The organism is Streptomyces sp. NPDC048331 (assembly GCF_043201215.1).
Taxonomy (GTDB): Bacteria; Actinomycetota; Actinomycetes; order Streptomycetales; family Streptomycetaceae; genus Streptomyces.
This window is the reverse complement of sequence record NZ_JBICYT010000044.1, coordinates 1-23,537: the sequence shown is the minus strand read 5'-3', so window position 1 is coordinate 23,537 and position 23,537 is coordinate 1. Positions and strand designations below refer to the sequence as shown.

The 23,537-nt window shown below is 73.0% G+C and carries 22 protein-coding genes; 12 read left to right on the top strand and 10 right to left on the bottom strand.

What is annotated here, in order from left to right; translation table 11 throughout:
- Positions 1–105 precede the first annotated feature (105 nt).
- From ACGFYY_RS36360 to ACGFYY_RS36350, 3 genes are all read left to right on the top strand, one after another.
- Complete coding sequence (locus ACGFYY_RS36360; RefSeq protein ID WP_393716155.1) at positions 106–1,689, top strand: ABC transporter substrate-binding protein; 1,584 nt, start codon at positions 106–108, stop codon at positions 1,687–1,689.
- A gap of 124 nt (positions 1,690–1,813) precedes the next feature.
- Positions 1,814–2,482, top strand: a complete 669-nt coding sequence (locus ACGFYY_RS36355; RefSeq protein ID WP_030388140.1) for a uracil-DNA glycosylase — start codon at positions 1,814–1,816, stop codon at positions 2,480–2,482.
- Positions 2,483–2,577: 95 nt separating this feature from the next.
- Entirely contained in the window at positions 2,578–3,147 is a 570-nt protein-coding gene (locus ACGFYY_RS36350) for a hypothetical protein (protein WP_393716203.1), read from the top strand.
- A 19-nt stretch (positions 3,148–3,166) separates the two neighbouring features.
- On the opposite strand, the gene ACGFYY_RS36345 is transcribed toward ACGFYY_RS36350, so the two are convergent.
- Complete coding sequence (locus ACGFYY_RS36345; protein WP_393716153.1) at positions 3,167–3,706, bottom strand: hypothetical protein; 540 nt, start codon at positions 3,704–3,706, stop codon at positions 3,167–3,169.
- A 300-nt stretch (positions 3,707–4,006) separates the two neighbouring features.
- Positions 4,007–4,531 (bottom strand): DinB family protein, encoded by a 525-nt coding sequence (locus ACGFYY_RS36340; RefSeq protein ID WP_365279829.1) that lies wholly within the window; start codon positions 4,529–4,531, stop codon positions 4,007–4,009.
- Positions 4,532–4,614: 83 nt separating this feature from the next.
- On the opposite strand from ACGFYY_RS36340, the gene ACGFYY_RS36335 reads away from it, so the two are divergent.
- Positions 4,615–5,520 (top strand): Gfo/Idh/MocA family protein, encoded by a 906-nt coding sequence (locus tag ACGFYY_RS36335; protein WP_393716151.1) that lies wholly within the window; start codon positions 4,615–4,617, stop codon positions 5,518–5,520.
- Here the strand turns inward: ACGFYY_RS36335 and lnt are convergent.
- The 5 genes from lnt to ACGFYY_RS36310 form a co-directional block, all read right to left on the bottom strand.
- Positions 5,444–7,033 (bottom strand): apolipoprotein N-acyltransferase, encoded by a 1,590-nt coding sequence (gene lnt / locus ACGFYY_RS36330; RefSeq protein ID WP_393716149.1) that lies wholly within the window; start codon positions 7,031–7,033, stop codon positions 5,444–5,446. The two genes, ACGFYY_RS36335 and lnt, sit on opposite strands and share 77 nt — an antisense overlap.
- Before the next feature lie 66 nt (positions 7,034–7,099).
- On the bottom strand, positions 7,100–7,567 hold the full coding sequence (locus ACGFYY_RS36325) for a nuclear transport factor 2 family protein (protein ID WP_365279823.1): 468 nt from the start codon (positions 7,565–7,567) through the stop codon (positions 7,100–7,102).
- A 69-nt stretch (positions 7,568–7,636) separates the two neighbouring features.
- Positions 7,637–7,813: a hypothetical protein gene (locus tag ACGFYY_RS36320; RefSeq protein ID WP_181382610.1), complete on the bottom strand. Its 177-nt coding sequence runs from the start codon at positions 7,811–7,813 to the stop codon at positions 7,637–7,639.
- A gap of 114 nt (positions 7,814–7,927) precedes the next feature.
- The gene (locus ACGFYY_RS36315; RefSeq protein ID WP_365279820.1) at positions 7,928–8,806 is read right to left on the bottom strand and encodes an undecaprenyl-diphosphate phosphatase; all 879 of its coding nucleotides are present in this window, start codon (positions 8,804–8,806) and stop codon (positions 7,928–7,930) included.
- Positions 8,807–8,854: 48 nt separating this feature from the next.
- Complete coding sequence (locus ACGFYY_RS36310; RefSeq protein WP_365279817.1) at positions 8,855–9,583, bottom strand: VTT domain-containing protein; 729 nt, start codon at positions 9,581–9,583, stop codon at positions 8,855–8,857.
- Positions 9,584–9,632: 49 nt separating this feature from the next.
- Here ACGFYY_RS36310 and ACGFYY_RS36305 point away from each other — a divergent pair, with 49 nt between their 5' ends.
- The 4 genes from ACGFYY_RS36305 (at position 9,633) to ACGFYY_RS36290 (ending at position 13,686) form a co-directional block, all read left to right on the top strand.
- Positions 9,633–10,349 carry a DNA alkylation repair protein gene (locus ACGFYY_RS36305; protein WP_393716146.1) on the top strand — a complete coding sequence of 239 codons (717 nt, stop codon included), beginning with the start codon at positions 9,633–9,635 and terminating at the stop codon, positions 10,347–10,349.
- A 288-nt stretch (positions 10,350–10,637) separates the two neighbouring features.
- On the top strand, positions 10,638–11,819 hold the full coding sequence (gene tuf / locus ACGFYY_RS36300) for an elongation factor Tu (protein WP_365279811.1): 1,182 nt from the start codon (positions 10,638–10,640) through the stop codon (positions 11,817–11,819).
- A 114-nt stretch (positions 11,820–11,933) separates the two neighbouring features.
- Complete coding sequence (locus ACGFYY_RS36295; RefSeq protein ID WP_393716144.1) at positions 11,934–12,794, top strand: patatin-like phospholipase family protein; 861 nt, start codon at positions 11,934–11,936, stop codon at positions 12,792–12,794.
- 100 nt (positions 12,795–12,894) lie between these two features.
- On the top strand, positions 12,895–13,686 hold the full coding sequence (locus tag ACGFYY_RS36290) for a spermidine synthase (RefSeq protein WP_393716201.1): 792 nt from the start codon (positions 12,895–12,897) through the stop codon (positions 13,684–13,686).
- A gap of 39 nt (positions 13,687–13,725) precedes the next feature.
- Here the strand turns inward: ACGFYY_RS36290 and ACGFYY_RS36285 are convergent, their stop codons facing one another.
- Both ACGFYY_RS36285 and ACGFYY_RS36280 read right to left on the bottom strand, forming a co-directional pair.
- The gene (locus ACGFYY_RS36285) at positions 13,726–15,048 is read right to left on the bottom strand and encodes an MFS transporter (protein WP_393716142.1); all 1,323 of its coding nucleotides are present in this window, start codon (positions 15,046–15,048) and stop codon (positions 13,726–13,728) included.
- Between the two features lie 66 nt (positions 15,049–15,114).
- Positions 15,115–16,146: a hypothetical protein gene (locus ACGFYY_RS36280; protein ID WP_393716140.1), complete on the bottom strand. Its 1,032-nt coding sequence runs from the start codon at positions 16,144–16,146 to the stop codon at positions 15,115–15,117.
- A 96-nt stretch (positions 16,147–16,242) separates the two neighbouring features.
- On the opposite strand from ACGFYY_RS36280, the gene ACGFYY_RS36275 reads away from it, so the two are divergent.
- From ACGFYY_RS36275 to ACGFYY_RS36260, 4 genes are all read left to right on the top strand, one after another.
- On the top strand, positions 16,243–16,695 hold the full coding sequence (locus ACGFYY_RS36275) for a DUF4442 domain-containing protein (RefSeq protein ID WP_184791899.1): 453 nt from the start codon (positions 16,243–16,245) through the stop codon (positions 16,693–16,695).
- Between the two features lie 575 nt (positions 16,696–17,270).
- Positions 17,271–19,457 carry a beta-glucosidase gene (locus ACGFYY_RS36270; RefSeq protein WP_393716137.1) on the top strand — a complete coding sequence of 729 codons (2,187 nt, stop codon included), beginning with the start codon at positions 17,271–17,273 and terminating at the stop codon, positions 19,455–19,457.
- Between the two features lie 58 nt (positions 19,458–19,515).
- Entirely contained in the window at positions 19,516–20,187 is a 672-nt protein-coding gene (locus tag ACGFYY_RS36265; RefSeq protein ID WP_393716135.1) for a DedA family protein, read from the top strand.
- Complete coding sequence (locus ACGFYY_RS36260) at positions 20,184–20,936, top strand: ankyrin repeat domain-containing protein (RefSeq protein WP_393716133.1); 753 nt, start codon at positions 20,184–20,186, stop codon at positions 20,934–20,936. The genes ACGFYY_RS36265 and ACGFYY_RS36260 overlap by 4 nt, the downstream gene beginning before the upstream one ends.
- Positions 20,937–20,991: 55 nt before the next feature.
- Here ACGFYY_RS36260 and ACGFYY_RS36255 read toward each other — a convergent pair whose 3' ends face one another.
- On the bottom strand, positions 20,992–23,217 hold the full coding sequence (locus ACGFYY_RS36255) for a hypothetical protein (RefSeq protein WP_393716131.1): 2,226 nt from the start codon (positions 23,215–23,217) through the stop codon (positions 20,992–20,994).
- Positions 23,218–23,537 lie beyond the last annotated feature (320 nt).

The following is a 23,537-nucleotide window of genomic DNA, read 5'->3' as shown; positions in this document are numbered from 1 at the left end:
GAATATGCACGGAACCGGTCAAGTGCCTCACGAAACCAACCCATTGGATTCGTGGGGCACTGCGGTAGGGTCTGCCGCACCCCTGGCTGATCGAGGAGCGTGCACGTGTTCAACCGGACCAGATGCCTGCAGATCTCTGCGGCCCTTGCGTCCATATCCCTGCTCGCCGGATGCGGCCTGCTGTCGGAGGACGACGGCGACGATATGAAGAGGATCGTCGTCGGTACCACGAGCGCACCGAGCACCCTCGATCCCGCGGCCGCGTGGGACGGCTCCTGGGAGCTGTACCGGAACGTCTACCAGACCCTGCTGGCCTTCCCGACGGGCTCCAGCAAGCCCCAGCCCGACGCGGCCCAGAGCTGCGAGTTCACGGACGCGGCGAGCCAGGCCTACCGGTGCACCCTGCGCAAGGGCCTGAAGTTCTCCAACGGTGAGCCGCTCGACGCCAAGGCGGTCAAGTACTCCCTCGACCGGATCAGGACCATCGGATCCAACGTCGGCCCCAAGGGACTCTTCGGCACCCTCGACAAGATCGAGACGCCGGACGCGCTGACGGTCGTCTTCCACCTGAACACCTCGGACGCCACCTTCCCCTACGTCCTCGGCTCGCCCGCCGCCTCCCTCGTCGCGCCCAAGGACTACCCGGCCGACAAGGTCCGCGAGGGCGACAAGGTCACCGGTTCCGGCCCGTACGTGCTCGACTCGTACAAGGAGGGCGCCGAGGCGGTGCTCACCACCAACACGAGCTACACGGGCTTCGCCAACCGCAAGAACAAGGCCGTGACCATCCGCTACTTCGCGGACTCCCCGAAGATGGTCGCGGCGCTGAAGGCCAAGGAGATCGACGCCACCTACCGAGGCCTGTCGGCCCCGGAGATCACCGACCTCCAGACCCCCGCGTCGCACGCGCTGGGCGTCCAGGTCGTCGAGAACGTCGGCGCGGAGATCCGCTACCTGGTCTTCAACCCCAAGGACCCCGCGGTCGCCAAGCTCCCGGTCCGCCAGGCCATCGCCCAGATCGTCGACCGCGGCGCGCTCGTCTCCAAGGTCTACCAGGGCACCGCCGAGCCGCTGTACTCGATGGTTCCCAAGGGGGTCGTCGGTCACAAGACCCCCTTCTACGACAAGTACGGCGCGGCGGACGTCGCCAAGGCCAAGAAGATCCTCAGGGACGCCGGGATCACCCAGCCGGTCGAGCTGACCTTCTGGTACACCACCGACCGCTACGGCTCCTCGACCGCCGACGAGTTCACCGAGCTCAAGCGGCAGCTCGACGAGAGCCAACTGTTCCGGATCAACCTGCGCAGCCAGCCCTGGAAGACCTTCCAGACCGGCTACAAGAGCGGCGAGTACCCGATCTTCGGACGCGGCTGGTTCCCCGACTTCCCGGACCCGGACAACTTCATCGCGCCGTTCGTCGGCAAGGAGAACGCGGTCGGTACCCCGTACGAGCCCAACGAGATCCTGAACGACCTGCTGCCCAAGACCCGCCGCGAGGGCGACCGCTCGGCCGGCGTCCAGGAGTTCGAGCAGGCCCAGAAGATCTTCGCCGAGGACGTCCGGCTGCTGCCCCTGTGGCAGGGCAAGCTGTACGTCGCGGCCCGTGAGGACATCGCGGGCGCCGAGCGGGCGCTGGACCCGCAGACCGTCATGCAGATGTGGGAGTTCTACCGCAAGACCAGCTGGTAACGAGCGCACCGATGCGTCGGCCGCCCCGGGCGGCCGACGCGTTGTCAGTGGGCCCCGGTAGGTTCTGGAGCAGTTGCACGAGCAGTTGCACGAACTTGTACCGGAGGTTGTCGCCGTGACCCAGATGCTGCCCGAGTCCTGGCTCCCCGTCCTCGGCGGGGAGCTGGACCAGCCCTACTTCAAAGAACTCACCGAGTTCGTCGAGAAGGAACGGGCGAACGGGCCGGTCTACCCGCCCCGCGAGCAGGTGTTCGCGGCCCTGGAGGCCACTCCCTTCGACCGGGTGAAGGTCCTCGTCCTCGGCCAGGACCCCTACCACGGCGCCGGCCAGGGCCACGGCCTGTGCTTCTCCGTGCAGCCCGGGGTCAAGACCCCGCCCTCGCTGCGCAACATCTACAAGGAGATGAAGGAGGAGCTCGACCTGCCGGTCCCGGACAACGGATACCTGATGCCGTGGGCCGAGCAGGGCGTCCTGCTGCTCAACGCGGTGCTCACGGTCCGGGAGGCCGAGCCCAATTCGCACAAGGGCAAGGGCTGGGAGAAGTTCACCGACGCCGTGATCCGCGCGGTGTCCGAGCGGCCCGACCCGGCCGTCTTCGTCCTCTGGGGCGCCTACGCCCAGAAGAAGCTCCCGCTGATCGACGAGGAGCGGCACGTGGTGGTCAAGGGCGCCCACCCCTCCCCGCTCTCCGCCAAGAAGTTCTTCGGGTCCCGGCCCTTCACGCAGATCAACGAAGCCATCGCCGCGCAGGGACATGAGCCGATCGACTGGCGGATCCCCAACCTCGGCTGACGTCCCCCCGCGCCTCGGCGCCATTGCCGGTACCTCCGGCTAGCTTCTAGATGATCAGACCGGAGCAGGTCTGGCAGAGCAAGCCGGAGGCCGCCGTGACGGAGCAGCAGGAGGCGTCGGAGGACGCCGTCATGACCAGGATCGGCCAGGCGGTCATCCTGCTGCACGCCGGGGACCGCGAGGAGGCCCGCAACCGGCTCGCCGAGATCTGGTCCGAGATCGGCGAGGAGGGGGACTCCCTCCACCGGTGCACCCTGGCCCACTACATGGCCGACGCCCAGGACGATCCCGCCGACGAGCTGGCCTGGGACCTGCGCGCCCTGACCGCCGCCGCGGCCGACGGGCCCGGTGACGAGCCGGACGACGGGCCCGGGACCGGGCCGCCCCAGGACGGGCGGCCCGCGGTGCGGGAGCCGCATCCGGCGATGCGGGTGTTCTACCCCTCGCTGCATCTGAGCCTGGCCGCCGACTACGTGAAGCTGCAGCGGCCGGAGGCGGCCCGGATCCACCTGGCCCGGGCCCGCGCGGCCACCGGGGCACTGTCCGACGACGGGTACGGGAACGGCGTACGGGCCGCGATCGCCCGACTGGAGCGGAGCCTGGCCGCGGAACCGGGAGCCGGACCGGAGCCCGGGCCCCGGCCGTTCCCCGAGCAGTCCCCGTAGGCCCCGCAGGCGCCGGCGGTCAGTCCCCGTGGACGCCCGAGCAGATACGGGCCTCCGGACTGTCCGAACGCCAGTGGCCGTGCCTACGGCCCAGCGCGCACACATCGGCCGGCCGCACCGGAAGCTTCCGGATCAGCTCACGCTCCACCTCGGCGTCGGGCCGAGGACGCTGCGGACGGCCGCCAGGGCGCCCGGAGACGGGCTCGGCGGCCCGTCGGGGCTCAGGGATGTCGGGGACCGGCGGAACCTCCCGTAGCGGCCCGCCGGAGCCGCCCGGTACGGGGCGCTGGGCGGACCGCCGGCCGGGCGCGGGGGCGGCCGGGGCCGCGGACGCCCCCGGGGCCGTCCCCACCGCCTCCAGCGCCTCCAGGGCGGGCGCCCGGACGGACACCGGGGCGGCCCCGGGCCCGCCGCGCGGCTCATGGCGGGGCGGTACCCCGGCGGCGGGGGCCGCGGCGGGCGGCACGGGACCGGGGCTCACCTGCACACAGCCGGAGACCGCCGAGACGGCGCAGGCGACTCCGAGCAGCAGCGTTGTCGTGGTTCGGGTGGGATGCACCCGCGCAACTCTGCTGTGCGAGGACCCCGTTGCGAAAACCGGCGGCCGATATTTCACCCCGCACGGGTGACGGACCCACCCGCCGTACAGGGCAGGGCCCGGCGGGTGCCTCCGCACGAGCCGGCCCGGAGTTTCCCTAAGGGCTGTCCCGTAATCCCCGGCGGGCGCACGACGACAGATACGGCACCTCGCCGCGTTGTCGGAACGCCCGAATACGCCCAGTATGGGGACGCTCCTCCGCCTTGCGATGCACCGCATCTGACGCCGCGCGCTGATCCACCGGGGACTACGGGACAGCCCTTAGTCGCCGGTGGCGCCGTCTATCTGCTCACGCACCAGGTCGGCGTGGCCGTTGTGGCGCGCGTACTCCTCGATCATGTGGGTGTAGACCCAGCGCAGGCTGAACACCTCGCCCCGGTGGTGGCTCTCGGCCCGCGAGACCAGGTCCAACGAACGGCCCGCGGCCGCCTGGCGGGCCAGCTCGACCTCGGTCTGCCAGACCTGCTCCGCCTCGGCCCAGGTGGCCTGCTCGGTGAAGTGGAAATCGCCGTCCGGATCCTCGCTCGTGCAGTACAGCTCGGGGAGGTCCTCGCCCAGCATGATCTCCCGGAACCAGTACCGCTCCACCTCGGCCATGTGCCGTACGAGGCCCAGGAGGCTCAATTCGGAGGGCGCGAGCGGGGTACGGCGCAGCTGTTCGTCCTGGAGCCCCTCGCATTTCCAGGCGAGGGTGGCACGGTGGTAGTCGAGCCATCCGTCCAGCATGTCCCGCTCGTCGGCGGTGGTGGCGGGTTCCTTGCGATGTGATCCTGAACTGATGGTCATGGGGCTCATCCTCGGCGAACGGCGCCCCCGCCACCAGGGATTAAGCTGCGGGAATCCCACAAGGAACCAACCTGGAGGCCCCGGTGAAGGTCGGCTGCATCGGACTCGGCGACATCGCGCAGAAGGCGTACCTGCCCGTCCTCACCACCCGCCCGGGCATCGAGCTGCACCTGCAGACCCGTAACCCCGACGCCCTGGCGCTGGTCGGCGACACCCACCACGTCCCGGCCGCGCGCCGGCACGCCGATCTCGACGCGCTGCTCGCCGAGGGGCTCGACGCGGCCTTCGTGCACGCCGCCACCGTGGCCCACCCCGAGATCGTCACCCGGCTGCTGGAGGCCGGCGTGCCCACGTACGTGGACAAGCCGCTCGCCTACGAACTCGCGTCGTCACGACAGCTCGTGGAACGGGCCGAGCGGCTCGGGGTCTCCCTCGCCGTCGGCTTCAACCGCCGCTTCGCCCCCGCCTACGCGCAGTGCGCCGACCACGCCCGCGAGCTGATCATCATGCAGAAGAACCGGGTCGGGCTGCCCGAGGACCCGCGGACGCTGGTGCTGGACGACTTCATCCATGTCGTCGACACCCTGCGCTTCCTCCTGCCCGGCGATGCCGACCACTTCGACGTGCGGGCTGTGGTGCGCGAGGGGCTCATGCACCAGGTGGTGCTCCAGCTGTCCGGCGCCGGTTTCACCGCCCTCGGCATCATGAACCGGCTGTCCGGCTCCACCGAGGAGATCCTGGAGGTGTCCGGGCGCGACACCAAGCGGCAGGTCGTCAATCTCGCGGAGGTCATCGACCACAAGGGCCAGCCCACCGTGCGGCGCCGCGGGGACTGGGTCCCCGTCGCCCGCCAGCGCGGCATCGAGCAGGCCGTCGACCACTTCCTGGAGGCGGTCGCGGCGGGCACCACGCTCAGCGCCCGCGACGCCCTGCGAACCCACGAGCTGTGCGAGCGGGTGGTGACTTCGGCTCTGGAGCAGGCCTCCTGAGCGAGCGGCTGCCCGCCACCGCGCAGTACACCGCGAGGGCGGCGAGGGCCGCGGTCACCGGCCAGTCCCCGAAGCGGACGTAGAGGGTCGTGCCGCGGGCGAGCGGGACGTCGTACACGGCCGCGGTGCTCGCGGAGGTGGGCAGGGCGGCCCCGACCCGCGCACCGGAGGGGCCGTTGACGACGCTGATGCCCGTCAGGGTGGCGTGCACCATCGGGCGGCCGTTCTCGGCCGCCCGCAGCGCGGCCAGCGAGGCGTGCTGGGCCGGGGCCCAGCTCTCCTGGAACGAGGACGTCGCCGACTGGGCGACGAGCAGGGAGGCCCCGTCCCGGGTGAGGTGCCGGCTCATGTCGGGGAAGGCCGACTCGAAGCACACCAGCGGGCCGACGCGGACGCCGCCGGGCCCGTCCGGCCGGGCGGGCAGGTCCATGACCACCGGGGTGTCGCCGCGCACCCGGTCCTCGCCCGCCGCCTTGCCGACGGAGGTGGCCCAGCCGAACAGGGCACGGGCCGGTACGTACTCCCCGAAGGGGACCAGCCGCATCTTGTCGTAGCGGTCGCCGGTGGGGCCCTCGGGGCCCACGAGCACCGCGCTCTTGTAGATCCCGGGCAGGTCCGCCCTCCGCGCGTCCACGTTCACCAGCAGCGGGGCCCCGACCTCCGCGGACAGCGCGGCCAGCCGCCGGGCCAGGTCCGGGCGGGCGGTCAGGTCCGCGCCGACGCTGCTCTCGCCCCACACCACCAGATCGACCCGCTGCCCGGCCAACGGCCGCGTCAGCCGCTCACCGACGTCGAACCGCCGCTCCGCACTGTCCGGGCCGTCCGCGACCGGGCCCGGCTGTACGACGGCCACGCGCAGCCGGCCCGATTCCTCGGGCCGTGCCGCCCACACCCACACCGCTCCCGTCAGCACCGCGCAGCCGGTCATCCCGGCCACCGCCGGGATCCGCGCCCCCGGCACCGCCAGCAGCAGCACCAGCGCGCAGTTCACCGCCACCACCAGCAAGCTGACCAGCCACACCCCGCCCACCGAGGCCAGCCGCAGCGCCGGGGCCACCTGCCACTGGCTCGCCCCCAGCAGCCCCCACGGCCCGCCCAGCCCCTGCCAGGACCGCACCAGCTCCGACAGTAGCCACGCCGCCGGTACGAGGACGAGCGCGGCGCAGGCCCGGCCCGGCGCCGGAGCCCCACCGAGGAACTCCCGCACCACGAGGGCCCAGGGGATCCAGAGCAGCCCGAGCAGCGCCGCCACCGGGATCAGGAACACGTGCAGGCTGGGCAGCAGCCAGTGGTGGACGGCCAGGATGAACCCGGCGCCGCCGAGCCAGCCCTCCAGCGCGGCCCGCCGCCCGGTGGGGGCCGACCGCAGCAGCAGCATCCAGGGCACGAGGGCGGCGTAGGCGAACCACCAGAGGGCGGGGGCCGGGAAGGCGAGAGCCGGTAGCGCCCCGGCGGCCAGGGCGGCGGGCGCACGCCATCGAGGGGACCACCACCGCATGCGCATCATGATCATGGCGTGCCTCCGCTTCCAGTGTGGCAGTGCCGGACGGCCGGGCCGAGTCGAGCGGGTCCGTCCGGCTCAGGCGGACATGTGCCGCCACTTCTCGTGCACGGTGACCCGGGTGAGCCGCCAGCCGTCACGGGTCCGGGCCAGCGCGAAGGTGTAGCGCCCGGCGGCGACGAAGTTGGGCGAGGTGGGCGCGGGGTCGGCGGCCGGCCCCGCCAACCGCATGGGATTGAGGAAATCCGCCCGCACCTCGGCGCTGTCCCCGGGGGAGCCGCCCAGGTCCTCCAGCCGGATCAGCCGGTTCACGATCAGGTGCTGGCGGACGGGGAACAGCGTCATCGTCTCCGCCAGCCAGTCCGCGACCTCCGCCACCGAGCCCTCGATCCCGCCGGCGGAGCTGTAGTCGACCCTCCCGGAGGCCGTGAACAGGGCCCGGTAGGCGGCCCAGTCACCGTCGTCGACAGCCACCGCGTACCCCGTGACCACCTCGTCGATCGCCAGCCGGTCCATCACCGTCGCGAGATCCACACGCTGAGTCATCGGGTCAGTGTGGGGCTGCGCGGGCGCGAGGCCAAGGGCCGTGCGCCCACCGGATCTTCCCGCGGGCGGTCAATGACCTGAACGGGACTCCCGCTGCCGGACCACGACGAGGAACGCGTCGCTGTCCAGGTCCATGACCACCTCCGCCGGGACGCCCTCGCGCATCCGCTGCGCCGCGTACTCCTCGGCGGGCCAGCTCCCCCGAGGACTTCCGGCGGGAAACCGCTCCAGCACCACTCGACCCATGAGGCACCCCCTGCTCTTTGCCTTCCACTCTCTTCAGGCACAACGACGCGCAGGCCGCCCGGGAACGTTCCCGAGCGGCCTGCGGTTCACGCGAAGAGGTGGTGCGGGGCTCCGTCAGGAGCCGGACTCACCCGCGTGCGGGCTCAGCACGTCCGTGCCGATCAGCACGAACAGCAGGATGCCCAGGAGGATCCGGTAGATCACGAAGGGCATGAAGCTCTTGGTCGAGATGAACTTCATGAACCACGCGATCACGGCGTAGCCCACGAAGAAGGCGATGACCGTGGCGAAGATCGTCGGGCCCCAGGAGATGTGACCCGGGTTCTCCACGACGTCCTTGATCTCGAACGCGCCCGAGGCCAGCACGGCCGGGATGGCGAGGAGGAAGGAGTAGCGGGCTGCGGCCTCACGGGTGAAGCCGAGCAGCAGACCGCCGGAGATCGTCGCGCCGGACCGGGAGACGCCGGGGATCAGGGCCATCGCCTGGCAGAGACCGAAGATCAGACCGTCCTTGACGCCCAGCTGCTGCAGCGTCTTGCGCTCGCGGATCGCGCGGTGCCGACCGCCCTCCTCGTCGCGGGCCGCCAGGCGGTCGGCGACGCCGAGCACGATGCCCATGAGGATCAGGGTGGTGGCCGTCAGTCGCAGGTCGCGGGCCGGGCCCACGATCGCGTCCTTGAAGACCAGACCGAGGACGCCGATCGGGATCGAGCCGACGATCACCAGCCAGCCCATCTTCGCGTCCTGCTCGGAGCGCAGGGCCTTCGTGTAGAGCGAGCGGAACCAGGTGGAGACGATCCGCGCGATGTCCTTGCGGAAGTAGATCAGCACGGCGGCCTCGGTGCCGATCTGGGTGATCGCGGTGAAGGCCGCTCCTGGGTCGTGCCAGCCGGCGAACGCCGCGGTCAGCCGCAGGTGGGCGCTGGAGGAGATCGGGAGGAACTCCGTAAGCCCCTGGACGAGACCGAGGATTAGGGATTCGAACCAGCTCATGTCGGGGTGCGCTCGTCCTTGTGATCGTCGGGCAGTTCGCGTCCGATGCTAGGGCCCGTGCGAAGCGGCGCTGACCACAGGGGGGTGCTGGGGCACCAGTTCGGGCACTCGATCCTCGGTTCGAGGGGGTGCCAGACGGTGTCGTTTGCGCCACCCGAAGATCGCGCCGCCCACCACGGAGACGACGATGAAGCCGAACGAGACGAGGAACGCGGGCGATCCCGGCGAGGAGGCACTGGCCCCCGCGATCACGTACGCGGCGGTGTTCGGAACGACCCCGATCGCCGTGGCGAGGAGGAAGGGACCCCAGCCGCAACGCGATACGGCGGCACAGTAGTTGGCCACCACGAACGGCATCCCGGGGAAGATCCGGACCGCCAACATCGAGCGGAAGCCGTGCCGGCTGAGCTGACCGTCGGCCGCCTGCAGCCAGCGCCCGCGCAGGAACGGTCGCAAAGCATCCTGGCCCAGGATCCGGCCCAGCCCGAAGGAGATGGCACCGCCCAGCACGGTGCCGCCGACCGCCGCGACGAGGCCGAACTGGCTGCCGAAGACGGCTCCCGCGGCCAGATTCATCAGGGGCCGCGGCACGAGGGCCGCCGTGCACACGCCGTACGCGGCTGCGAACAGCAGGACCGCCGTGCCCACCGGGAGCCCCGGGGGCCAGCCCTCCGACAGGATGCGCTGGGGCTCGTACAGCAGCACGCACACGCCGGCCGCGACGAGCAGCACGACGAGCACCGACAGCCGGGTCCACGGCGCGAGGAGGAGGGACATCCCGGGAGACTAGCCCACCTGTACGGCGGTGCGCCGTAATCTGGGCCTCATGCAGTCGAACGACCGGCGCCCTCCGCGAGTTCCCCGCAGCGCCCTCGCGGACACCCTGCTGGAGCGGCTGCCCACGGCGTACACGGCCGCCGCCGATCCCGTACGGGCCCGGACGATGGCCGCCTACATGAAGGACGTCGCACCTTTCCTCGGCATCCCCACCCCGCTGCGCCGGGAACTGTCGAAGACCGTGACGAAGGACACTCCGAAACCGTCCGAGACGGACTGCGCGGCGCTCGCGCTGCGCTGCTGGCTCCTCCCGGAGCGCGAGTACCAGTACTTCGCGGTCGACTACCTGCGCCGCCACACCGCCCGCTGTTCCTCCGGCTTCCTGCCGGTGGTCCGGCACCTGATCGTCACCGTCCCCTGGTGGGACACCGTCGACCTGCTGGCCGCGCACACGGTCGGACCGCTGGTGGCCGCCGACCCGGAACTCGTGGCCGTGATGGACGAGTGGATCGAGGACGACAACCTCTGGCTCGCCCGCACCGCACTGCTCCACCAGCTCCGCTTCAGGTCCGCGACCGACACCGGCCGACTCTTCGGCTACTGCCGTCGCCGGGCCGGTCACCCGGACTTCTTCGTACGCAAAGCCATCGGCTGGGCCCTGCGCGAGTACGCGAAGACGGACCCGGAGGCCGTACGCGCCTTCGTCGAGGCCGAACGCGACTCCCTGGCCCCGCTGTCCGCACGCGAGGCGCTCAAGAACCTCTGACCGCGCCGAAATTCATTCGACGGGTCCCGGACCGTCCGGCAGGATCAGGGGCATGAACCGGTATGCCTTCTTCGCAGTGCGGTCCGCGGTCGCGGACGCGCCGAAGGCTGCCGCATTCGCGGAAGCACCGGCAGGTGCAATCGAGTTCGCACCCGCGTTCGCACCCGTTCTCGCCGCATTCGACGGCGCACGAAGCTGACCCTTCCCGGATCGTCCGGCGGACCCCGCAGGGGGAGGGTCGGCTCGCTCTCGGGGTCCCGCTCCAGCTTCCAGAGACGGGAATGAATCATGGCCAAGACGGCCTTCGTGCGCACCAAGCCGCACCTCAACATCGGCACCATGGGTCATGTCGACCACGGCAAGACCACCCTCACCGCCGCTATCACCAAGGTCCTCGCCGAGCACGGCGGCGCCTCCTTCGTGCCCTTCGACCGCATCGACCGGGCCCCCGAGGAGTCCCGCCGCGGCATCACCATCAACCTCACGCACGTCGAGTACGAGACCGACACCCGGCACTACGCCCACGTGGACATGCCGGGGCACGCCGACTACATCAAGAACATGGTCACGGGCGCCGCCCAACTCGACGGCGCGATCCTCGTCGTCTCCGCGCTCGACGGAGTCATGCCACAGACCGCCGAGCATGTGCTCCTCGCCCGGCAGGTCGGCGTCGACCACATCGTGGTGGCACTCAACAAGGCCGACGCCGGGGACCCCGAGCTCACCGACCTGGTCGAGCTGGAGGTCCGCGAGCTGCTCACCGCGCACGGATACGGCGGTGACGCCGCACCGGTCGTACGGGTCTCCGGACTCGGGGCGCTGGAGGGCGCCCCGCGCTGGACGGAGGCGATCCGGGCGCTGCTCGACGCGGTGGACACGTACGTACCGACCCCGGTGCGCTACACCGACGCGCCGTTCCTGCTGCCGGTGGAGAACGTGCTGACCATCACCGGGCGCGGGACCGTCGTGACCGGCGCCGTCGAGCGCGGCACCGTACGCCTCGGGGACCGCGTGGCGGTCCTCGGCGGCGACGGCGAGCCGGTCGAGACGGTCGTCACCGGCCTGGAGACCTTCGGCAAGCCGATGGAGTCCGCCGAGGCCGGGGACAACGTCGCGCTGCTCCTGCGCGGGGTGCCGCGCGACGGCGTGCGCCGCGGGCACGTGGTGGCCGCGCCGGGCAGTGTGACGCCGCAGCGCCGGTTCACGGCGCAGGTGTACGTGCTCTCCGGGCGTGAGGGCGGCCGCACCACACCGGTCGCCAGCGGCTACCGGCCGCAGTTCTACATCCGCACCGCCGATGTGGTGGGGGACGTGGACCTGGGCGGCGCCGCCGTGGCGCGGCCCGGCGAGACGGTCACCATGACCGTCGAGCTCGGCCGGGACGTCCCGCTGGAGTCGGGCCTCGGCTTCGCGATCCGCGAGGGAGGGCGGACCGTCGGCGCGGGGACGGTGACGGCCGTACTGGGGTGACCCGGACCCGGACCCGGACCTGATTCCGGTCCGATCCGGACCCCTCTGTGGTGGCGGTGGCCCGGCTGCGCCAGACTGCCGTCACCACAGGCATGCGCGGAGGGGCGGGCGGAGATGAGCGGCGACACGGCACTGGTGCTCGGCGGTGGGGGACTGACCGGCATCGGCTGGGAGTGCGGAATCCTGTACGGCCTCGCCCGCGCGGGCGTGGACCTCACCACCGCCGACCTGGTCGTCGGCACCTCCGCCGGATCCGTCGTCGGGGCGCAGCTCACCTCCGGACTGCTCACCCCGCGGGAGCTGTACGAGCGTCAGCTCGGGGACCCCACCGGCGAGGCCACGGCGAAGCTGGGGGCCGGACTCGTCGCCCGGTACGCCGTCGCGATGGCGCGCTCGCGCACCGCGACGGCCTACCGGCGGCGGGTCGGCGCCATGGCCCTGGCCGCCGACGCCGGCGCGGGCGCCGAGGCCGAGCGGCGCAAGGTCCTGGCCGCCCGGCTGGTCTCCCACGAGTGGCCCGAGCGGCGGCTCGTCGTCACGGCGGTGGACGCCCTCACCGGTGAGCTCAAGGCGTTCGACCGGGGGAGCGGCGACGGGCTCGTGGACGCCGTCTCGGCGAGCTGTGCGGTGCCCGGGGTGTGGCCGCCGGTCACGGTCGGAGGCCGCCGTTTCATCGACGGCGGGATCCGCTCCGCCACCAATGCCGACCTGGCCGCCGGGTACGCGCGCGTGGTGGTCCTCGCCCCGATGTCGCTCGGCTCCGGGCTGGTCCCCTCACCGTCGGCGCAGGCCGGGCGACTGCGGGAGGCGGGTGCGCGGGTGGTGCTGATCACCCCGTCCACGGCAGCCCGCAAGGCCTTCGGGCGCAACGTGCTGGACCCGGCGCGGCGGGGGCCTGCCGCCCGGGCGGGCCTCGCGCAGGCCGAGGAGCACGCACGGGAGACGGCGGCGGTCTGGTCGGCCGGGGCCGCCTGAGGGCTGTTCGAAGCCGGTCGGGCCGCTGCCGGACAATGGACCGGTGAGCGACGAGCAGATCCCGGTCGTCCGGGACGTGGGCCAGGGCACCGCCAAGCTGATGCCGGACGTGGACCGGGACCGGGCCTGGCTGCTGACCGTCGACGGGGCCCCGCAGTCGTACGTGGACCTCGACGATCCGCAGCACCTGGAGTTCGAGTACGTACGCCGCCTCGCGCACGTCCTGGACTGCGTCGCCGAACCCGGGCTCGCGCTGGACATGCTGCACCTCGGCGGCGGCGCGCTCACGCTGCCGCGCTACGCCGCGGCCACCCGGGCCGGATCCCGGCAGACGGTCGTCGAGTTCGACGCGGGCCTGGTCGACCTGGTGACCGAGCACCTGCCGCTCGCGGCGGACTCCGGGGTCACCGTCCACACCGCCGACGCCCGGGCCTGGCTGGAGGCCGCGCCCGCGGCGAGCGTGGACCTGGTGGTGGCCGACGTGTTCGGCGGCTCGCGGGTGCCGGCGCAGCTGACGTCGGTGGAGTACGCGAGGGCGGCCGCGCGGGTGCTGCGGCCCGGCGGGCTGTACGCGGCGAACCTGGCCGACGGGGCGCCCTTCGACTTCCTGCGGGCGCAGGTGGCGAACTTCGCGGACGTGTTCGCGGAGCTGGTGCTGATCGCCGAACCGGCGGTGCTGCGGGGGAGGCGGTTCGGGAACGCCGTGCTGCTCGCCTCGGACGCCCCGCTCCCGGTGGGTGCGTTGGCCCGGAGGTGCGCGGCCGACGCGTTTCCGGCGCGGGTGGAGTACGGGGACGGGTTGGTCCGGTTCCGGCGGGGCGCGTCGCCGGTGGCCGACGCGGACGCGGCTCCTTCCCCGGCGCCGCCGGAGGGCGCGTTCAGCCTCGGGTGAGCGGCCGGGGCCGAGGGTGCTTCAGGGCCCGCCGGTGCTTCAGTGCTGCACGACGTCGGCGGGCACCGGGGCGGGAGCCGGTTCGGCCGCGGCCGTCGGGGCGATGGTCTTGCTGTGCGCCCTGCGGGTCATGCGGCGGACGTCCGGGACCAGCAGCACGAGGGCGGTGGGTACGACGACCAGCACCGCGCAGCCCCACAGGGCCTGGGTGCGCCCGAAGGCCGCTTCGGCGGGCCCGGCCAGGGCGGTGGCCAGCGGAAGCATCGACACCGAGCCGAACCAGTCGTAGGCGGTGACCCGGGAGAACTTCTCCTCCGGGATCTCCTGGTGCATCGCGGTCATCCAGTTCACGCCGAAGACCTCTATCGCGGCGCCGCTGACGAACATCACCAGGCAGAGTCCCCACACGGGCAGCGGCACGGCGAGTCCCGCCGAGGGCAGCGCCAGTGGGAACACGCACAGCGTGCCGACGAGCAGCAGGCGGCGCGGCTTCCACGCCATCATCAGGACGGCTCCGCCGATGGTGCCGACGCCGAAGAAGGCCAGGGCCACGCCCCAGGGCGCGGGCCCGCCCAGTTGGTCCCGGGCGACCAAGGGCCCGTAGACCGCGTCGGCGGCACCGACGACGGCGACCACGACGGAGAACTGGAGCACGATGCTCCACAGCCAGGGGCGGGTCCTGACCTCGACCCAGCCCTCGCGCAGATCGGACAGCAGGCCGCCTCCGGGAGTCCGGTCGGGTACGTGGCTGACGTCGAGGAAGGTCCGCAGCGCGCCGGCGACCGCGAAGGCCGCCGCGTCGGCGGCCAGCACCCAGCCCGGACCCACCGCGGCGATCATCGCTCCGCCGAGGGCCGCTCCGCCGATCCCGGCGCCGTTGATCGCCATGCGGAAGAGGGCGAAGGCGCGGTTGGAGTGCTCGCCGGAGACGGTGGAGAGCAGCATGCCCTCGGCCGCGGGATTGAAGAAGGCCGTACCGGTGCCGCACAGGGCGGTCAGCAGCATCATCTGCCACAGCTGGGGTTCGCCCGCGAGGACGAGGACGGCGAAGGCGGCCTGCGAGAGGCAGTTCAGCACATTGGCCGCGACCATCACGCGGTGGCGGGGCAGCCGGTCGGCGATGGCGCCGCCGATGAGCAGGAAGAGGACGAGCGGCAGCGTGCGGGCGGCCGCGATCAGTCCGACGTCGCCGACGGATCCGCCGGCTTCCATGACCGCGAAAGCGGCCGCGATGTGCGCTCCGTGGCTCCCCAGGTTCGTGATGATCGCCGCACCCGTGAGCAGGCTGTAATTGCGGCCGGCCCACTCGGGTCGGCGGCGGTTCGCGGGTGTCCGGGGTGCTGCGGTGCGGGGAGAGCTCACCCCCGGACTATCCCCGTCCCGTGCCGAGAATCCAAACGGATTGCCGGCCCGGGACGGGGACGCGGATCACGGGGTGGTGAGCCGGATGGAACTGATGATCTTGTCGGAGACGTCGTTCGGAACCTCGTCCTTCACACCGGCCGCGCTGATGAGCACGAAGCTGGCGAAGTCACCGACGGCGTTCTTGAAGCCGAAGCCGACCGTCTTGCCGTCGGTGGAGCACTTGTGCTCCTTCTTCAGGTTCGGAGCGGTCGCCACCACGATGTGGCCCTTGACCCCGGAGGTGGTCGTGTACTCCTTGGCCGCGGCCACCTTGACCGTTCCCTTGGGCTCCTTCTGGGCGAAGGCCGCCCAGGCCCAGGCGCTGGTGTTGTCGGTCGCCACCTGCGCGGTGTCCTTGGCGCCCTGGGCGCCCTTGATACCGGTGTCCGCGAGCGAGAACTTCTCGACCCTGCCGTCCGCGTCCTTGTCGACCGTGCACCACTCTTCCTTGAGGGTGGCGGTGCCGCTCATGGTGATGATCGGGCTGCCGTCGTTCTTGACCTCGTCGTGGAACGAGAGGATGACGCCGGATTCGTTGACGTTCCACTCGGCGGGCACGTCGTAGCTGACGCCGTACTTGGTGTTGACGACGACCTTCCAGCCCGGGATGACGGGCTGGGCGTTGCCACCGGCCCGCGGGTTCGGGCTGCTGCCGGCCGGGGCGGGCGCCTCGGAGGGCGGGGCCGAGGGGCTGGCCGCCGGCTTGTCGTCGGCTTCGGTCTTCTTGTCGTCCCGGGTCAGGACGAACGCGCCGGTCGCGGCGGCCACCACGACGACGGCGGCCGCGGCGACGATCGCCACCGTCTTGGTCGAGTACGGGCTCCCGCCGCCGGAGGGGGCGGGCTGGGGCTGCTGCGGCAGCTGGGGCTGACCCCACTGCTGGCCGGGAGCGCCCTGGGGCTGCTGGTATCCCGGCTGCTGCGGGTATCCGTAACCGGGCTGCTGCTGGTACGGGTTCGGCTGCCCCGGCTGTCCCGGCTGCTGCTGGTACGGGTTCTGTTGCGCGTCCTGAGGGTTCTGTTCGCCCCCGGGCGGCTGCTGCTGTCCTGGCCACATGGCCGGTAACGATAGTGGCCGTGGACCCGGGGAGCCACGGCCGCCCCCTGGGGAGCTCTGGCCAATCCTGCCTACTCGCGGGTAACATCGCGTGGCATGAGCGCAGACCAGATGAACGTGGGCGAACTGCTCGCCGCGACGGTACCCATGGCCCGGACCCTGAACCTCCAGTTCCTGGAGACCACCCCCGAGCGCGCGGTCGTCCGACTTCCGGACCAGCCCGACTACCACAACCACGTCGGCGGCCCGCACGCCGGCGCGATGTTCACCCTCGCCGAGTCCGCGAGCGGCGCGATCGTCCTGGCCGCCTTCGGCGACCAGCTCTCGCGCGCCGTCCCGCTCGCCGTGAAGGCCGAGATCGGCTACAAGAAGCTCGCCAAGGGCGTCGTCACCGCCACCGCCACCCTCGGCCGCCCGGCCGCGGAGGTCGTCGCCGAACTCGACGCCGGCGGCCGCCCCGAGTTCCCGGTCACCATCGCCATCCAGCGCGAGGACGAGGCCGTGACGGGCGAGATGACGGTCATCTGGACCCTGCGCCCCAACGCCTGACGCCGGCGCACGACAACCCGCGCGTCGTCGTCCGACGGCGGAACCTCCGTCGACCACCCCCGGTCGAGGTGACGGAGCCCGCCGGGACGGAACCGGCGCGCCGCCGACAGCGCGCCGCCGCTGCCGGAGGGCTGAACCTCGGGGCCGCGGGGGCGCGTCTCGGCGGACCCGGCGGGCGCGCGCCGCACAGTGGGCCCGGGAGCGGTCCGGCGCGGGCCGCTCCCGCCGACCCACGCCGCAGGGAGCGCCCATGAGCGAGGCCGTGTCCAGACGTTCCGCGATGCGACTGCTCGCGGCGGCGGGCACGGCGGCCACGGCCCTCGGATCGGGCGCCTGCGCGCCAGGGGTGCCGCCCGGCGCGGCCACCCCCAGGACGCCGCCCGTGGGGGGGGGGGGGGGCCCGGGCGAAGGGCGCCGCCCGCATCGACGCCCTGCTGGAGCGACTCACCCTCGACGAGAAGACCGCCCTGCTGCACGGCGCCCCCGACCCCACCTCCCTCGGCCAGGCCGGCTACGTACCCGGCGTACCCCGCCTCGGCATCCCGCCGCTGCGCCTCACCGACGGGCCCGCCGGGGTGCGCGTCGCGAGACGCGCCACCGCGCTGCCCGCGCCGGTCCTGCTCGCCTCCGCCTTCGACCCGGCACTGGCCCGCGAGTACGGCCGCGTCATCGGCCGCGAGGGCCGGGCACTCGGCCAGGACGTCGTGCTGTCGCCCATGGTCAACCTCATCCGCACCCCGTACGCGGGCCGGAACTTCGAGACCTTCTCCGAGGACCCGCGCCTGACCGCCGACCTCGTGGGCGAGATGATCCGCGGCATCCAGGACGAGGGCCTGATCGCCACCGTCAAGCACTTCGCCCTCAACAACCAGGAGCACGGCCGCGACACCGTCGACGTGATCGCCGCCGAGCAGACCCTCCACGAGACCGAACTACGGGGCTTCGAAGCCGCCGTGGCCGCCGGCGCGGGCGCCGTCATGGGCGCCTACAACAAGGTCAACGGCGTCCACGCCTGCGAGAGCAAGCCGCTGCTCGACGAACTGCTGCGCGGCAGCTGGGGGTTCGACGGCTGGGTGATGTCCGACTGGGACGCCACCCACAGCACGGTCGCCGCCATCGGTGCCGGCCTCGACATGGAGATGCCCGGCGGTACCCACTTCGGCGCACCGCTGCGCGAGGCGGTGCGCGGCGGCTCCGTACCCGAGAGCGCGGTCGACGTCGCGGTCCACCGGATCCTCGCCACCATGGACCGCTTCGGACTGCTCGCCGCGCGGCCCGCCGCCCGGCCCCCGCGCGACTCCGCCGCCGGGGCCCGGACCGCCCGCAAGGTGGCCACCGCCGGGGCCGTACTGCTGCGCAACGAACACGGCACCCTGCCCCTGACCGGCGCCGCCGCCCGCTCGATCGCGGTGATCGGACCGACCGGCCAGGTGCCCTTCGTCGGCGGTGGTGGCAGCGCACACGTGGTCTCCGACGGGGCGGAGGCCCCGCTCAGCGCGATCCGACGCCGGGCCGGGAACGGTTCGACGGTCCACCACGCCCTCGGGGAGGACCTGTACGGGCGGCCGCTCCCGGCGAAACTGCTGACCCCGACCGCCGACCTGGACGCGCGGGCCGTGGAACCCGGGCGGGTCTGGAGCCACGAGGGGGAGTTCCGCCTCACGGCCGACGACGAATGGACCCTGCTCGTCCACTACACCGGGAAGCGGCCCGTCGTACGCCTCGACGGGCAGGAGCTGTTCCCCGTCCGGCAGGGCGTGGCCGAGTACTTCGCCGGTGGACTGCTCGGCTCCGCACCCGACGGGATGAGCGTCCGCCGCACCACCCTCACCCTCAAGGCAGGCCCCCACCGGCTCGCCGTGACCGCCGAGGGCGGGGACAAGGGCCAGCGCTTCCGGCTCCGGCACACCACGGGGGCGACCCGTGCCGCGGACCTCGCCGAGGCCGTCAGGACCGCGAAGGCGGCCCGTAGCGTGGTGCTGTTCGCCTACGAGGACGCCACCGAGGGCCGCGACCGTACCTCCCTGGCCCTCCCCGGCGGGCAGGAGCGGCTGATCGAGGCCGTGACCGCCGCGAACCCCCGTACGACCGTCGTGCTCAACACCTCCTCCGGTACGACCATGCCGTGGCTCTCCCGTACCGGAGCGGTCCTCCAGATGTACTACCCGGGCCAGGAGGGCGCGGGAGCCACCGCCGACCTCCTCTTCGGGGACGTGGACCCCGGCGGCCGCCTCACCCAGACCTTCCCGGCCGACGAGCACACCACCCCGGTCGGCGGCGAGCCGCTGCGCTACCCCGGCGTGGGCGGCCGGCAGGAGTACTCCGAGGGCATCCACGTCGGCCACCGCTGGTACGACGCCCGACGGGTGACCCCGCTGTTCCCCTTCGGGCACGGGCTCTCGTACACCACCTGGCAGTACGAGAAGCTCACCGTCCGGCCCCGGCGCAGCGGGCTGCGTGTGGAGTTCACCGTCCGCAACACCGGTCGCCGCAAGGGCACCGAGGTGGCCCAGGTGTACATCGGCCCGTCCGCGGACCTGGAGCTCGACCAACCGGTACGCGCGCTGGCCGGCTACCGGCGGCTCGTCCTGGCACCGGGCGAGGCGGAGCGGGTCACCCTCGACATCGACGCGCGGGCCCTGTCCTCATGGGACCCGCAACAGCACGCCTGGGTGCTGGGTTCCGGCCGACGGCAGGTGTTCGTGGGCCGTTCGTCCCGTGAACTGCCACTGAGGTCCAAGGCGGTCGTGGCGAGCGGATAGGCTGCCCGTTCGGCGTGTCACAGGGGGCGCGTCGGGGACGACACGGGAGGACGTACCGGTGCACATCCAGGAATGGCTGGAGACGATTCCGGCGGTCAGCATCTATCTCCTGGTGGGTCTGGTCATCGGGCTGGAGAGCCTCGGCATCCCGCTGCCGGGAGAGATCGTTCTGGTCAGCTCGGCGCTGCTGGCCTCGCAGCACGGTGAGATCGACCCCGTGATCCTGGGTATCTGCGCGATCACCGGGGCGATCGTGGGTGACTCGATCGGCTACGCGATCGGCCGCCGGGGCGGCAAGCCGCTGCTGGAGCGGCTGGGCCGGCGCTTCCCCAAGCACTTCGGCCCCCAGCAGGTGGCGCTGGCGGAACGCTCCTTCGAGAAGTGGGGCATGTGGGCCGTCTTCTTCGGGCGGTTCGTGGCCCTGCTGCGGATCTTCGCCGGACCGCTGGCAGGCGTGCTGCGCATGCCGTACTGGCGCTTCCTGATCGCCAACGTCCTCGGGGGCATCCTCTGGGCCGGCGGCACCACGGCCGTCATCTACTCGGTCGGGATCGTCGCCGAGCCGTGGCTGAAGCGGTTCTCCTGGCTGGCCCTGGGGCTGGCCGTGCTGTTCGGGCTCGCCGTGACGCTCGTGGTGCGCAGCCGGATGAAGAAGGCGGCCGCGGCCGCCGGCACCGCCGAGGCGGCGATCCCCGCACAGCAGTCGGCCCCGGCCACCGTCGGCGAATGACGGCGGCGGAGCGCCGGCGACCGGAGTCCGACCGGTCCGACCGGTCCGACCGGTCCGACTGGTCCGACGAAGGCCGGTCGGACCACTATCAACCCCTGGCGAACGGGCTGGGCCGGGCTGCGGAGCAGGGCGACACGGCCGTTGTGCGGTCCCTGCTGGCCGGGGGAGCGGAGGCCGACGCCTGGGTCCTCGGCGGCCGACGGGCACTGGACCTGGCCGTGTGCGCCGGGCACGCGGAGGTCGTCCGGCTGCTCCTCGCGGCGGGCGCCGACCCGCGGGTCGACGCGGGCCCCTACGGCGAGGCGACGCCGCTGACCATGGCCACGATGCTCGGGCACACGGACGTGGCCCGTGCCCTCCTCGACGGCGGCGCCCCACCGGGCGGCCCCGCGGGCCGGGCGGGCTACGTACCGCTGATCCATGCGGCCGTCGCGCGCGGGGAGGGGGACCCGGAGACGGTGGACCTGCTGCTGGACCGGGGCGCCGACATCGAGGAGACGAGGCGGGGCTGCACCGCGCTCGACTGGGCCGCCCGCTTCGGCTGCCCGGCCACGGTGGAACGGCTCCTGGCCCGCGGCGCGGCCGTCACCGAGCGGACCTTCCGCGAAGGAGCGGAGGGAGAACGGTTCACGGCCGACGCGGCATCCGGCACGCCCCGCCCCGCATACAAGGTCGTCAGAGCTCTGCTCATGGCCGCCGGGGAGTCCCGGCGGCCGACCCCCGACGTGCGGGACACGCGGGACCGCTGACGGCACCCGGGCACGGGTCCCTGCCCGGGGGCCGCACGCGGGGCGGCCCGGCCCTTCAGCGGCTCAGTCCCGCGAGCACGGTTCTGGCGGCGGCACGGAACTCCTCGTCGTCGAGGATGATCTCGACATAGGTACCCGACCCGATGACGCGGGGTTCCCCGTCCGCGAGGATCCGTACGCGTTCGAGCAGGCCGGGTGTGAACGCGGCGGGGCCGAGGGCGGCGAGTGCCTCCAGAGGGCCCAGCGCGGAGTGCAGGTACACGCCCGGTGCGATCGACGAGAGCACGCGGTCCGCCAGATCGGTGAGCCCGACACCGGCGGGACGGTCGTCGCCCGGGTGCGCGGCGAGAAGTGCCCGCGCGGCGGCGGCCGCCGTGTCCGGTCGGTCGAGCATCGCCAGCAGATGAGGGACGGCCGGCCGTGCGGCGGGCCCGAGGAGGGCGGCGACCTCGGCAGCCTGGTTCGCGGTCCGGTGGCCCCACGGCTCCGTCGCCCGGGTCAGCCCCTCCAGGACGACGGGCAGCACCACCTGCTGATCAGCGGTCAGCTCCCAGACCGTGGCGGCCGCCGTCAGCGCCGCCTGGGCCCGGGCGAGGACGGTCCGGGTCTCGGCCGGCTCCGACAGCAGGGCGAGGAGCCGGGGGAGCAGCGGACGGGCCTGCTCGCCCAGCGGAGCGACGGACCGCAGACAGCCGTCCCGTACGGCGCCCCCCTCATCGAGTGCCGCGCCCAGGACGGCGACCAAGGGGGCGGCGTCGCCCGTCAGGGAGTGGAGGGCGCTCGCGACCGCCTCACGGGTTGTCCGCGGACCGGCTCCCGCGTGGATCCGCAGCGCGCTCACCGCGTCGACGTCCCGCTCGACATCGGCGACCGCGGCGAGCGCCCGGCTGATCGGGAAGGGGTGGTGGGGCAACGCGTCCACCAGCTCGGGTAGCGCGGCCCGCGCCACGGGACCCCAACCGGCGAGCAGCCCGGCGAGGTACACCGGCTCGTTGACGGCCGCGAGACCTTCCCCGTACCGGGACCGTCGCTCGCGCGGCGTCGAGGCGTCGGCCGTCACGGCGACCAGCCGTGTGCGGACCGCGTCGAGGAGTACCGCGGTGCACGGCAGCGGAGCCGGGGGCCGGAGAAGTGTGCGTCGGTAGGCGGCCTCCAGGGCGTGCGGCCGGTCCGCGAGCCGGCTCGCGAGGAGTTCCCCGGCTTCGGGCGCGCCCAGCGACACCAGGGCCGCGAGGGCCCGGTCGGCCCTCTCGTCCGTCGCCCGGGAGAGGCGGACCAGCGCCGGCACCGCCTGCGGGGCGGGCTCGGCCCAGTCGCGCACCGCGGAGACGACCTCTTCGGCGACGGCCGGAACGTCGAGCAGCGGCAGCATCGCCGGCAGCAACCGTGACGGGGCGGCCCGCGAACGCAGCGCGAGCGATTCGGCCGCCCAGGTCGCCTCGGCGGCCGCCGTCCCGGGATCCGCTCCGGCGCGTACGGCCTCCACCGTGAGCCGCAGGGCATCGACGACGACGTCGATCGCGGCGTCGACGTCGCCCCGCTCGTGCAGGCCGCGGGCGAGGTCCGTCAGCGGCCGGCGTCGCCACCGGCTGCCTGTCGTGTGTCGGTCCAGTGGCGAAAGCGCCGCCACGACGGAGGCCAGCTCCCGATCCCACGGGAGACCGGTGTCCACGCACGCCAGCAGGGCTGCCACCCGCACCGACGGAGTTTCCGTCGCACGGAGGGCGATCCCGACGAGCCCCTCGGCCGCTTCCGGGGCGACCCGGACGCACGCGGTCAGCACATCGGCCCGTACCACCGGATCCGTCTCCGCCTCCCGGCGCCGGCGCAACGCCCCACGGATGTCCGGACCCGCCTCCTGCCCGCACTGGGCCACCGCCCATGCCGCGCACTGTCGCACCTCGGGGGCGGCGTCCGACAGCAGAGGCAGCAACAACGGCAGTTGCGCGACGACCGCCGCCCGGGCCGCGCCCGGCCGGTCGAGACCGTGCTCGTCCGTGCTCTCGGCGACGGCCCCGAGCATGCCGAGCAGGCTCGCACGGCGCACACCCGCCACCGCGAGGCGGGCCAGGAACGGCACGGCCGCGACCGTGGCCTCGTACACCGTGCCCTGGTGCACGATGCTGCCCCACAGTTCCCGCTCGGCCTCCGCCGCGGCCTCTTCGGCGTCGGCGGTCAGCGCCCGCAACAGGTCGGGAACGTCCTCGGCGGGGCCGTAGGCGTGGTGCAGCTCAGGCCACACGATGTGGTCGAGGCCCGTGAACACAGCTGCAAGATCCATGCGGCGCATGCTGCCAGAGGGCTCCGACAGCGCCACACCGGGCCCGGCCCGCCCGGCACCTCATCCCCCCGGACTCCGTCCGGGGGGACCCCAGGTTGTCGGGGCACCCGGGTACGTCCGGTACGCGGGCGCCCCTCCGCCCGGGGACCCCTCCCGGCGGTGGCCGGGGGAGAGGCACCGCACCGGACGACCTGGGCTCATCCGACAAGATCCGAAAGAGGTCGACCTAGGCCGTTTCTTAGCGATCACCTCGCGGCCCAGATGTGGATGGCCGCGAGGTGGAGGGCTGCCTGGTAGGCGGTGGCGGTCTTGTCGTAGCG